Below are 12,683 nucleotides of genomic sequence, written 5' to 3'. Positions count from 1 at the left end.
CGAGTTTCCTTATTTTATTTTGCGAAAGAAATATAGGAAGGGCAAGATTTCATCCGGGAAACATAGACTAGTAGTAGCTGATTAAAGGGGGAATCCACTTGAACGGAACAAAGGAGTTAACGAATGCTATCGAAGAAATTACTGAGGTAGCTAAAGGGTTTGGTCTGGATTTTTATCCGATGCGCTATGAGATTTGTCCAGCAGATATTATTTATACATTTGGAGCTTACGGTATGCCGACGCGTTTTACCCATTGGAGCTTCGGAAAGCAATTCCATAAAATGAAGCTGCAATATGATTTAGGTTTAAGTCAAATTTATGAGCTGGTGATTAATTCTGATCCATGCTATGCCTTTTTATTAAATACAAACAGCCTGATTCAAAATAAATTAATTATTGCCCATGTACTGGCACATTGTGATTTCTTTAAAAATAATATCCGTTTTTCCAATACCCGCAAAGATATGGTGGAAAGTATGACAGCAACTGCTGAGCGTATTGCCCATTATGAAATGGTGCACGGGAAGGAAGAGGTAGAGAGCTTTTTGGACGCCATTTTATCGATTCAGGAGCATATTGATCCATCGATTGTCCGATTTAAACTGCCACCCAAAACAGAAGACGACACCACAGATGAAGACAGCTATAAAAAAAGAGGAGAGTACGATGATCTGTGGAGCTTAGATTCAAGTGAAAAACATTCGCAGAAGAGAAAAATAAAAAAGCAAAAGAAAATCCCCCCTTCTCCTGAAAAAGATTTATTATTATTTATTGAAGAATACAGCAGAGAACTGGAGGATTGGCAGCGTGATGTATTGACGATGATGCGGGAGGAAATGCTTTACTTCTGGCCGCAATTAGAAACGAAAGTAATGAATGAAGGGTGGGCCTCCTATTGGCATCAGCGAATTATGCGTGAATTAGATTTAACAACAGCAGAGACGCTTGAATATGCTAAATTGAATGCTGGTGTTGTTCAGCCATCCCGGACATCAATCAATCCTTATTACTTAGGGATAAAAATCTTTGAAGATATTGAAGAACGCTATAACAACCCAACCGAAGAAATGATAAGAAATGGCTGTGAACCGAATAAAGGAAGAGATAAAATTTTTGAAGTAAGGGAAATGGATTCCGATATTTCTTTTATCCGTAACTATTTGACGAAGGAATTAGTTGCTAAAGAGGATATGTACCTTTTTGAGAAGAAAGGGAGAGATTATCGGATTACAGAAAAGGATTATGTACAAATTCGCGATCAGCTTGTCTCCCAGCGTGTAAATGGGGGCTTTCCATATATCACAGTAGAAAATGGTGACTATCTCCGGAATGGGGAGCTGTATTTACGTCACGGCTATGAGGATATTGAGCTGGATATTAAATATTTGGAGCATGTTTTACCATATATCCATCAGTTATGGGGAAGATCTGTCCATTTAGAAACAGTTGTTGAAGGGAAAGAAACACTTTACACTTACGATGGAAAAGAAATGTATAAGCAGCGGATTTAAATAATTATTGAATCAGCTGACCTGGTGTCTGGTCAGCTGATTGTTTATAATTTTATTGCCAGGCTCGCATAAAATTGTGGAAAGTACTTAGAAAGAATATAATCATCCTCAGTAGACGCGAAATCTTCATAAAAATCCTTCAGCAAAAAACCGGCTTTTAATTGGCCCCGAATTTGACTTTCCATTGTGTGGCTGAACTGAACCCCATCATTTTCGATTAATTCTGCCCGTTCTTTTTCTGTGAAATCCTTTAACGGGTTATAGGGGAGCGGATGAACAACCCGAATATCCTCCAGCTTATCAGCATCATTAAATAAATAAATTTCAGGATTCGTAAAGCCTGACAACAGTTGTCCGCCTGTTTTCATAACACGATAGCATTCCTGCCAGACTGGCTCAATGTTTTCTACATACGTATTGGAGACAGGATGAAAAATAAGGTCAAAAGAATCATCTGGAAAAGGAAAGCGTTCTGTCATATCAGCTTTCACAAGTTTAATATCGTAACCTTCCCGTTCGGAAACGGTTCGCTCCGCTTCTAATTGTGCGTCAGATAAGTCCATGATTGTAACCTCAGCTCCTAATGCTTTAAAAATCGGCCCCTGCTGGCCTCCACCGGAAGCCAAGCCTAATATCTTCTTACCTTTTAAACTGCCGAACCATGTTTTGGGAACAGGAATACTCGGAGTTAATAATACATTCCAAACACCTTCTTTGGCTTTTTGAAATACTTCTGTGGAAATTGGCTGTGTCCAGCGGTAGCCTTCTTTACTCCATTTATTCCAAATGGCTTCATTGATTTTTGTGTAGGACATAGGAAAGACCTCTTTCGTAATAGTATTTTAATGTGTATCTAAACTTAAAAATGGAAAGTACTTGGAAAAACTAATATTTTTGTGTATAATTGTCTTAATTTTTACATAAAAGAGGAGGAGAAGCAATGCAGGAAAGTCCATTTATTCCATTTCCAGTTCTGGAAACGGAAAGACTGCTTTTAAGGCAAATGAAGAGAGAAGATCTGCAGGATGTTTACGACTATGCTTCCGATCCGGATCTGACCACGTTTTTGACTTGGGAAACACATGAAACAATAGCAGATACAGAAGCGTTTATGGAGTTTTTATTTGCTCAGTATAAAAAAGGTACAGGGGGAGCATGGGCAATCGTTTGGAAAAAGAAAAACCGTGTTATTGGAACAATTGATTTAAACTGGAATCAGAAGCATTATTTTGCAGAGCTTGCATATGTTCTTTCCAGAGAGTACTGGAGGAAGGGTATTGGAACAGAAGCTGTCCGGGAAATATTTCGTTTTGGATTTGAAGAATTAAAGCTGGAACGAATTTATGCCAGATGCCGTCCAGATAATATTGCTTCCTACAAATTGATGGAGAAATCTGGAATGACCTATGAAGGAACTTTAAGAAAGTCAATGCAAAGAAAAGGGAAGCAAGAGGACTTAAAAATTTATTCCATTTTAAAAGAAGAATTTAAGGGGTAAAGGAAAAAGTACATGCAGTTTAAACCGCATGTACTTTTTCAATATTACTTATCTTCCTTCTGTTCTTCTTTCCCTCTTTTATAAAAATAGCTGTACAGAGACTTCAATGTTTCTGCATTCAAGTCAATATTATTTTCATAAGCATATTTTACAGCATACCCCATGGCAAGTGTCATACCGCCCGCAACACTGCCGCCGATAACGGAGCCTGCTCCTGGAATAAATTTGGATACCTGGCGAAAAATCGTTTTGCCGATATTCCCGGTGATGGTTGCGATCGTCAGTTCTTTAGCTTTCTTCTTGGATAAAGGTTTTTCATATAAGGTCGCCAGTTTAATCATTAACCCAACCTGAATACCTGTTAATGGGATAAAATCAGATCCGGGAAGAGGAGCTGCCCCAACAGCTGTAGCCGATCCGGAGGCTGCTAAAATCCATTTGTTCGCCGTCTGAGATTTTTCTTTAATAAGCCTTGCGAATTGAATTTCCTTTTCTTTTTTTTTAAGAATTTCTAGAATCTCATTTCTTAATTTATCGATATTTTCTCCCGTCCGGGAAGAAATCGGAATAACAGGATAACGATTCGATGTATGTTGCTTCACATATTGAACAAGCGCTGGAATATCATCTGCTGCATCAATTTTATTTAAAACAAAAATGATGTGCTTATTCTCTTTTTTAATTGTTTCAAATGATCTTCTTTCACCTTCTGAAAAAACAGTTCCAGCAGCGTTTAAGAAAAATAAAATAACATCCGCTCTGCGGTAAAAACGGAATGTTTCATCAGAATTTGTTTGATTAATATCATCAAGACCGGGTGTATCCGCAAAAATAATCTTGTCACGGTATACATATTTATCAATACCAATCGTTTCCCCGGGACGTGCACCGACTTTAGCGACATTGTCACCAATCAGCTGATTAATCGTTGAGGATTTTCCAGTGTTGATATCACCAATCATCGCAAAAATAATGTCTTTATCTAATTGTTTATTAATTTTAGTTGTTTCTTTATCATAAGCTTTGTCAAAATCTTTCTCATTAAATGCTGACATTATCAACACTCCTTCATGTGTTACTATTCCCTTTTGATTATAATCATACACTATTATTTAATGGAACAAAAAATTTTAGCTATTTAAAGGCAGAAGAGCAGGAATAGGATAATTTTTTACTATCAGAAAATTTCAATCCTTTTGAAGTTATTCTAATTTATTGCTATAATTACTAGAATATAGTATGAGGTACTAATCTGAGGAGGGATACGATGAAGAAATCAGATCTAATTGCACCAGAATGGTATAACATTACTTCTGAGTTTGAAAAATATGCAGCAGATGAAGGAAGAAAAGCGATAATTTTAGAAGAGCAAAACGGGGATACGAAAGAAATTACCTATACTAACTTAATCAAGAATGCAAATAAGACTGGAAATATCCTGTTAAAACATGGATTAAAACGCGGAGACAAAATAATGATTATGCTGCCGCGCTGTATAGAGGCTTATGAATTATATATTGCAGCTTTAAAATCAGGAATCATTATTATTCCAAGCTCTGAAATGCTGCGGACGAAGGATTTGCAATTCCGTATCTCACATGGAGAAATCAATGCTGTTGTTGCGACAGAAGCTTGTGTGGAGGAATTTAAAAAGGTTGCTGAATATGAACAGTTAATTAAATTCAGCATTGGCGAAGAGATAGAAGGATGGGTATCCATTGATAAGGAGAAGAACCAGGTTTCCGATCAATTAGAAACGGTAAAAACTTCAAGAGACGATGTTGCGTTTTTATCTTATACATCTGGAACGACAGGTAACCCTAAGGCAGTTATTCATTCCCATGGCTGGGGATTTGCACATATGTCCAGTGCACCGCGCTACTGGCTCAGCATTCAAGACGGAGATACAGTTTGGGCAACAGCTGCCCCAGGCTGGCAGAAATGGGTATGGAGCCCGTTTTTATCCATTATGGGAACCGGAGCAACTGCATTTGTTTATGATGGCAGATTTGATGCAGCTAAATATTTAGAGCTTTTGGAAAAGCATCAGATTAATGTGCTGTGCTGTACACCAACGGAGTATCGCTTAATGGCTAAGCTTTCCAATTTAGATGATTATCACTTAGATGCATTGCATAGCGCCGTTTCTGCTGGCGAGCCCTTAAATCGTGAAGTCATTGATAAATTCAGACAGCATTTTGACGTGACAGTCAGAGATGGATATGGCCAGACGGAAAATACATTATTGCTCGGATTCTTAAAAGGAACAGAGGTACGCCCGGGAGCAATGGGCAAACCGACTCCAGGGCATGATGTGGTTGTTATTGACGAAGATGGTCAGTTGACAAAGCCTGGTGTGGTAGGCGATATTGCTATTCCACTTGATACACCTTCCTTGTTTAAAGGCTATTATAAAGATGAAGAAAGAACAACAAGGTCACAGCGCGGAAATTATTATGTGACCGGGGATCAGGCAAGCATGGATGAAGAAGGTTATTTCTGGTTCGAAGGCCGAAGTGACGATATTATTATCAGCTCCGGCTATACAATCGGCCCCTTTGAAGTAGAGGACACTTTGGTAAAACATCCTGATGTAAAAGAATGTGCTGTTGTTGCAAGCCCAGATCCGATAAGAGGAAATGTAGTGAAGGCATTTGTTGTTTTACAGGATAATATTATCGGGAACGATGAAGTAGTGGAGACCCTGCAAAGTTATGTGAAGCACGAGATCGCGCCTTATAAATATCCCCGGAAAATCGAGTTTGTTTCTGAATTACCAAAAACAACCTCAGGTAAAATTCGTCGCATAGAGCTTAGACAGCAAGAGTACAGTAATTAATTCATCTAAAGTGAGGTAATAGGAAATGAAGGTAATTGATACACATTGTGATGCGCTATTAAAGCTTCAGACAGCCCGCCTGGAGCAAAGAAAACTTGATTTTCGAGACGCACCGGAGATAGAAACAAACCTGAAACGACTGGAAGAAGGAAATGTCAGTGTCCAGTTTTTTGCAATTTTTGTGAATCCGGAAACAGTTACTACAATAGATCAATGGAAGTATGCAGAAGAACAAGCAAACCTTTTTCATGAAGAAATTGTTGGAAAGAATGAGAACGTAAAGTTTATCCATGACTGGAAGGATATTCACACACTTGGTCCAGGTGAAATCGGTGCGGTGTTAACTTTAGAGGGAGCAGAAGCTATCGGCAATGATATCGAAAAGCTCCAAAAACTTTATCAAATGGGTGTGAAATCCTTTGGACTGACCTGGAATCCTGCCAATCTATGTGCAGATGGTGCCGGGGAGCCGAGAGGGGCAGGACTTACAACACTCGGAAAGGAAGTTGTCCAGTTAAATAATAAGAATAAAGTTTTAACAGATGTATCTCATCTTTCCGTTAAAGCTTTTTGGGATGTGATGGAACTTGCCAATTATCCAATTGCTTCGCATTCCAATGTCCGGGCAATTTGTGATCATCCCAGAAATTTATACGATGATCAGCTGAAAGCTTTGATTGCTAAAAACGCGCCTATTCATTTTGCGCTCTATCCAGTCTTTCTGAAAAAAGATGCAAGAACGGCAACAGTTGCTGACCTTTGTGAACATATTGACCACGTTTGTGCTCTTGGCGGAGAAAAAAATATCGGCTTCGGCTCTGATTTTGATGGGATAAGCTGTTATATTGATAATATCACTAATTCATCAGGCTACGATTATTTACTGAATGAATTACAAAAGCATTATTCAGAGGAGCAGGTTAGAGGATTTGCTTATCAAAACTTTATAAATATGCTTCCTTAGCTGCTGTATGGAGACTAAAAAAAGCTGGGATATCAGGATGTTTTCCCGATATTCCAGCTTTATTAAATTTGTAAGTTAAAATTTTTGCCCATAATATTTATCAAGTGAGAAGCCTCTCCCGAGAATTTCGGAAGCACTGATAAAAATAGTGAATGCTTCCGGAGTTTCTTCCTGCAGTAATTTTTTCAGTTTAACTGCTTCTGTCTGTTCCGCCACACACAAGATCATCGTTTTATCCAGTTTTGTGTAACCGCCGACAGACCGTATTTTTGTAAGCCCCCGGTCAATGCCATTCTGGATAAGCTGCTGTACCTTTTCTTCCTCATCAGTAATAATCATCACCAGCTTTGTTGCAGAGGTACGTAATTGGACAATGTCTATTGCTTTACCGCTGATATAAATTGCCATTAACGCAAATAATGTAAGCTCAAAGCTGAATACAAAAATAGAAGTGATAACAACGAGTCCATCTACAATAAATTGTGAATAGCCGCTGGAAATACCAGTGAATTTCTTCACAATTTGAGCAATAGCTGCTGTACCTCCGGTTGATCCATTTCCTTTGTAGACAATACCCAGACCAGCCCCTAGAATAAGTCCGCCATATAGTGCACTTAAGAATGGATTGGTAACCGTAATGGGAATATCAGCTGACAAAAAAATAGCGAGAGGAACCCAAAAAGTCCCTACAAGCGTTTTAATGCTGAAATCCTTTCCCAAGGCAATCCATCCAATAATAAAAACAGGAATATTAATTACGAATTGACTGAGTGCAGGGTTAATAGCGTACAGCTCATAAAGAATGGTACTGATTCCTGATAGGCCGCCGGCAGCTAATCGCGCCGGCAGGAAGAAGATATTATATGCTAATCCGACAATGGTTGCTCCAATAATAATATAGGCATATTCTTTAAATACAGTAGGTTTTTTTGCTTGATCCATGTGCATATTTCCTTTCCCGACAATGATAATGAAACCTATATTAATGTATCACTGTTGGGAGAAAGAGTAAACTGCATGCATTTAAAGTGATAAAGCAACAGAATCTGCCTCTTTTAAAGGCTTTATAATGCGCTGAACAAATTTTTCAAGCAATGCTGGAAGAAGAGAGCCGATAAGTGGTGCGCTTATTTTCCCAGTAAGCCCTTTTAATTCAAGTTCCAATAAACAGGTCAGTTCGGAGGAACGGGAAGTGAGCCCGGAAAGCTTAAAACAGCCGCTTCCTAAACACCGGTTTTCAGAATCACGAACCCGGAATTGAACGGTAGATGGAGACGTCATTTCCACGATTCTGACATACAGTTTGAAATCCTTAGTGATTGTGCCGACTTTCCCATGCAGCTCCCAAATCGAGTCAGCTGTGGATACTTTCTTATGTGTTTGATAACCAGGGACCTGCTTTGCCCAATGAGACCAATCTTCTAAATAACTCCATACCTCTGATTGGGGCAGGTCAATGTTGACGCTGTAATCTGCTTTTAACATCAAGTGTTCCTCCTTAAAAATTCCTTTAGTTCGAGTTCAAAAAGTTCAATAAATAGGACCAAGAAGTTCAAGGCGACGAATTTTTTTCGAACGGAGCGTATGCTTTATAATACGTGAGCCCGAAAAGAATTCGTTAACGCGGAAATTCGCCGTGTCATTTTTATTGGACTTTTTGAAGATCCTCTTGTAGTTTTTTGAATCACTTGATATACTTATGTACTATTTAATCCACTTATGCAAAAACTTTTCATTTGTCTTAAATACTACATAATTCGTTTCCTGATTGTAAATGTTGATCATTGTGTACTGAAAACGGTTAAGAAGGTAAAATTTTTTGGTATAGTTTATTGCGTTCTACACAAGATAAAAGCAAGCAAGTATTACACTTGCTTTCGAATAAAAGGGGAGGGTCTGAGGTGGCTGACAAACGAAGAAATGCGTTGTTAGTACCGCAAGCAGAGCGTGCAGTAAATCAGATGAAAGAAGAAATCGCTGATGAAATGCATGTGAATTTAGGAGCTGATACCACTGCCCGTGAAAACGGTGCAGTCGGTGGTGAGATGGTTAAACGAATGATTCAAATGGCTGAGGGCAGCATTGCGAATCAAAAAAAATAATCAACTTACAGCTTTAAAAATTTACCCCGATTTATTGTGATAATAGAAAATCCTGTAGAGAGAACCAGTTTTTCTCTACAGGATTTTCTTATATTTTTAAAAGAATAAGAAAGCAAATAAAATTGTTGAAGGTAGCCGCTCCAGAAATACGCTACGCTTTTCGTGGGTCCCGAGCTCAGCCTCCTCTAAAAAGACTTAGCGATTGGCAAGCAGACAGGCGCAGACAGAGCTAAAGTCGCACTTATGCCTGCGGCAGAAAAAAGAAGAGTACTTTTTTTCTGTGGGGTCTTCCCACTGGGACTGCGATTACTCGTCCCACCGAAGACATTTGCGCTTCCCGCAGGAGTCTCCGTGTATTTCTTCCACTAGAAATAGCATAAATTTTTTGTAAGAAAGTAAAAGAAACATATTTCATATAGATGGAAGCTACTTCCCGGAGCGGAGAGCTCTTTGGCAAGAACGCCAGTATTTTAAAGACCAAATGATTTTCATGGTTTTTCTTAAGTGAATTATATAAATTGAACTAATTTATTTCTCTTTAACTTCTAGCATGTGTTCTTGATTCACGCGGATGGATCAAATCAAAGGCAGTGAAGAGGTATTACGAACAAGATATCTAATAAAAACAAATCCGGAATATTATCGGTATTGTCGAACCTTGTGATAAAATGTAAGAAGGAGGTAGATATTATGAAACGTATACAATTAGGAAATAGCGAATTATCTGTTCCAGTCATTTCTTTAGGCTGTATGGTCATGCACCAGAGCACGAAAGAGGAAGCGAATAAAGTGATTCATAATGCATTAGAGCATGGAATCGACTTTTTTGATCATGCTGATATTTATGGAAAAGGAAAATCTGAATCAGTATTTGCAGAAGCGGTTGAAATGAATCCGTCTATCCGTGAAAAATTGATTATTCAGTCAAAAGCAGGGATACGCAGTGGATTTTATGACTCTTCCAAAGAATATTTAATTTCATCTGTTGAAAATAGCTTAAAGCGCTTGAAAACAGACTACTTAGATGTGTTTCTTATTCACCGCCCTGACGCCCTTATGGAACCGGAAGAAGTAGCAGAGGCGTTTTCAGATCTGGAAAAAAGCGGTAAAGTCCGACATTTCGGTGTGAGTAATTCCCGGCCGCGTCAGATTGAACTGCTGAAAAGGTATGTTGATCAGGAATTGGTAGCCAATCAATTGCAATTAAGTATCACAAATTCTGGTATGATTAATCAAGGATTGTATGCGAATACATCATTTGATCAGGCAATGGATTTTGACGGTGGGGTTATCGATTACAGTCAGATAAATAACATGACTATTCAGGCCTGGTCGCCGCTTCGGTATGGATTTTTCGGTGGTTTTATCATGGACCGTGATGCATATCCAGAATTAAATAAGGAACTGGATAAGCTTGGGGAAAAATATGGCGTGGCACGTGAAACGATTGCCATAGCATGGATTTTACGTCATCCGGCTAATGTACAGACCATTATCGGAACAATGACACCAAAACGTCTGACAGAAATGGTAAAAGCAGCTGATATTACATTGACAAGAGAAGAATGGTATCAATTGTGGCAGTCTGCCGGTAATAAATTACTATAAGTAAATGGTAAAAAAATCGATATAGCATACACGGTATATTTGATTTAATACGATATCAATTCTTAAATTTATATAAACTAAAAAACCAGACCGGGAGTAATACCTGGCCTGGTTTATTTATTAATGTTTCACAGTGCTTCCCGTTTCAATGTTTTGCATCCAGTTAAATGGATCTTCTATATGACCATATTGGATACCTGTAATCGTGTCATAAAGTTTTTTCGAAATTTCTCCCGTTTTCCCTTCATTGACAACCATTTGTTTATCTTCCCATTTTAATTCACCGATTGGAGAGATAACTGCAGCAGTTCCGGAACCGAATGCTTCTTCTAATTCTCCATTTTTATAAGCCTCGTAAAGTTCTTCAATAGAAATACGTTTTTCAACTACCGGGATATCCCAGTAATTTAATAATTCAATTACACTGGAGCGGGTAATACCTGAAAGAATGCTTCCATTTAGTTTGGGTGTAACAATTTCTCCATTAATTTTGAAGAAAACATTCATGCTTCCAACTTCTTCAATATATTTTTTTTCAACACCGTCTAACCAGAGAACTTGCGTATAACCGGTTTTTGCAACTATTTCCTGTGCTTTTAAGCTGGCTGCATAGTTACCGCCGGTTTTTGCTTCACCCATACCGCCTTTTACAGTACGGACATATTCATTTTCTACAGCAATCTTAACCGGGTCAAGGCCTTCTTTATAATAAGCACCTACTGGAGAAAGAATAACAATAAATTTATAATGTGCAGCTGCAGATACGCCGATGTAAGTTTCTGTAGAAATAATAAAAGGACGAATATATAGCGATGTACCTTCTGTATGAGGGACCCAATCACGATCAATTGAAACCAGTTGTTTAATTGCTTTTAAAGCAAATTCTTCGTCAATCGGAGGGATACATAAACGATCATTCGATCTGTTTAAACGTTCCATGTTTTTCTCTGGACGAAATAACTCAATGCTTCCGTTATCCGTACGATAGGCTTTTAAACCTTCAAAAACAGATTGTGCATAGTGGAATACCATTGCAGAAGGTTCAATTTGTAGTGGTTGATATGGTACAATGCTCGCATTATGCCACCCTAACGGTTCTGAATAATCCATCACAAACATATGGTCCGTGAAAATTTTACCAAAAACTAATTGATCATCCTGTGGCTTTTCTTTTTTTGTTTCACATCGTTGTACGCGAATAGTTTGTTCTTCCATATCAAAAGTCTCCTTGCCATTGATTAAATTTCTATATATCATAAGACATATGAAAGATTTTAGCAAGACTAAATTTTAAATTAATTTATTAAATTATGATTACGCGTACTAATTAAATAATAAAGCGGGGATATAAATAATGAAAAAAATGGTATTATTTGATTTAGATGATACACTGCTGTGGGATAAAAAAAGTGTCAAGGATGCTTTCAATTTGACGTGTCAGCTTGCGGAAAAGGAAGCAGGGATCTCGCCAGAGGAATTAGAAAAAAATGTTCGCGATCGAGCCAGAGAACTGTATGCTTCTTATCCGACTTATACATATACGCAAAAAATTGGAATTAACCCATTTGAAGGACTGTGGGCAACCTTTGATGATCCTGGAGAGGAATTTCAACAGCTCAGGGACATCGCTCCGGTATATCAAGAAAAAGCCTGGCGGGCGGGTTTAGAAGACACCGGGGTAAATAATCCTAAACTTGCTAAAAAACTGGCTAAAGCTTTCCGGACTTATCGGATAGAGAGCCCTTGTTTATTTGAGGATGCACTTACAGTTCTTACAGAGCTTGAGAAGGATTACCGCCTTGCACTAGTTACAAATGGCTCTCCAAGTCTCCAGAACCTTAAATTAGAGATTTCACCTGAATTAATACCGTATTTTGAAAAAATATTTATTTCAGGTGATATTGGTACTGGAAAGCCGGATCCAGAGATATTTAACGTTGTTTTAAAAGCATTAGATATTAAAGCAGAAGATGCAATAATGGTAGGAGATAATCTGAATACAGATATTATTGGGGCGAACCGGACAGGTATTGAATCCGTCTGGCTTAATCGATTTGATGCAGAAAATAATAGTGCCGTTGAGCCAGATTTTGAAATAAAATCACTTAAAGAACTGAAGAATATCCTGCAAACTTATAGTTAGGGGTGCAGCAGGAGAATT

At 38.2% G+C, this 12,683-nt stretch carries 12 protein-coding genes; 7 read left to right on the top strand and 5 right to left on the bottom strand.

The window, feature by feature from the left end; genetic code table 11:
• The first annotated feature begins 92 nt into the window (after positions 1 to 92).
• Positions 93 to 1,511 (top strand): SpoVR family protein, encoded by a 1,419-nt coding sequence (locus OSO01_RS11680; RefSeq protein ID WP_371863295.1) that lies wholly within the window; start codon positions 93 to 95, stop codon positions 1,509 to 1,511.
• 44 nt (positions 1,512 to 1,555) lie between these two features.
• On the opposite strand, the gene OSO01_RS11675 is transcribed toward OSO01_RS11680, so the two are convergent.
• A complete protein-coding gene (locus OSO01_RS11675) occupies positions 1,556 to 2,326 on the bottom strand; it encodes a class I SAM-dependent methyltransferase (protein ID WP_147210617.1) in 771 nt (256 codons plus the stop codon).
• A 125-nt stretch (positions 2,327 to 2,451) separates the two neighbouring features.
• On the opposite strand from OSO01_RS11675, the gene OSO01_RS11670 reads away from it, so the two are divergent.
• A complete protein-coding gene (locus OSO01_RS11670) occupies positions 2,452 to 3,009 on the top strand; it encodes a GNAT family N-acetyltransferase (protein WP_147210616.1) in 558 nt (185 codons plus the stop codon).
• Positions 3,010 to 3,053: 44 nt separating this feature from the next.
• On the opposite strand, the gene OSO01_RS11665 is transcribed toward OSO01_RS11670, so the two are convergent.
• Positions 3,054 to 4,064, bottom strand: coding sequence for a YcjF family protein (locus tag OSO01_RS11665; RefSeq protein ID WP_147210615.1), 1,011 nt, complete (start codon positions 4,062 to 4,064; stop codon positions 3,054 to 3,056).
• 212 nt (positions 4,065 to 4,276) lie between these two features.
• Between OSO01_RS11665 and mbcS the strand changes: the two genes are divergently transcribed.
• On the top strand, positions 4,277 to 5,848 hold the full coding sequence (mbcS, locus tag OSO01_RS11660) for an acyl-CoA synthetase MbcS (RefSeq protein ID WP_147210614.1): 1,572 nt from the start codon (positions 4,277 to 4,279) through the stop codon (positions 5,846 to 5,848).
• A 25-nt stretch (positions 5,849 to 5,873) separates the two neighbouring features.
• Complete coding sequence (locus OSO01_RS11655) at positions 5,874 to 6,812, top strand: dipeptidase (RefSeq protein ID WP_147210613.1); 939 nt, start codon at positions 5,874 to 5,876, stop codon at positions 6,810 to 6,812.
• 75 nt (positions 6,813 to 6,887) lie between these two features.
• Here OSO01_RS11655 and OSO01_RS11650 read toward each other — a convergent pair whose 3' ends face one another.
• On the bottom strand, positions 6,888 to 7,754 hold the full coding sequence (locus tag OSO01_RS11650; RefSeq protein ID WP_147210612.1) for a YitT family protein: 867 nt from the start codon (positions 7,752 to 7,754) through the stop codon (positions 6,888 to 6,890).
• Positions 7,755 to 7,835: 81 nt separating this feature from the next.
• Positions 7,836 to 8,297, bottom strand: coding sequence for an SRPBCC family protein (locus OSO01_RS11645; RefSeq protein ID WP_147210611.1), 462 nt, complete (start codon positions 8,295 to 8,297; stop codon positions 7,836 to 7,838).
• Between the two features lie 416 nt (positions 8,298 to 8,713).
• Here OSO01_RS11645 and OSO01_RS11640 point away from each other — a divergent pair, with 416 nt between their 5' ends.
• On the top strand, positions 8,714 to 8,914 hold the full coding sequence (locus OSO01_RS11640) for an alpha/beta-type small acid-soluble spore protein (protein WP_040978737.1): 201 nt from the start codon (positions 8,714 to 8,716) through the stop codon (positions 8,912 to 8,914).
• A gap of 690 nt (positions 8,915 to 9,604) precedes the next feature.
• Complete coding sequence (locus OSO01_RS11635; protein WP_147210610.1) at positions 9,605 to 10,522, top strand: aldo/keto reductase; 918 nt, start codon at positions 9,605 to 9,607, stop codon at positions 10,520 to 10,522.
• A gap of 120 nt (positions 10,523 to 10,642) precedes the next feature.
• On the opposite strand, the gene OSO01_RS11630 is transcribed toward OSO01_RS11635, so the two are convergent.
• Entirely contained in the window at positions 10,643 to 11,737 is a 1,095-nt protein-coding gene (locus tag OSO01_RS11630) for a branched-chain amino acid aminotransferase (RefSeq protein WP_147210609.1), read from the bottom strand.
• 139 nt (positions 11,738 to 11,876) lie between these two features.
• On the opposite strand from OSO01_RS11630, the gene OSO01_RS11625 reads away from it, so the two are divergent.
• Positions 11,877 to 12,665: an HAD family hydrolase gene (locus tag OSO01_RS11625; RefSeq protein ID WP_147210608.1), complete on the top strand. Its 789-nt coding sequence runs from the start codon at positions 11,877 to 11,879 to the stop codon at positions 12,663 to 12,665.
• Positions 12,666 to 12,683 lie beyond the last annotated feature (18 nt).

Source organism: Oceanobacillus sojae, from assembly GCF_007991515.1.
GTDB classification, from domain to species: domain Bacteria; phylum Bacillota; class Bacilli; order Bacillales; family Amphibacillaceae; genus Oceanobacillus; species Oceanobacillus sojae.
This window is presented reverse-complemented; position numbering and strand designations above follow the sequence as displayed.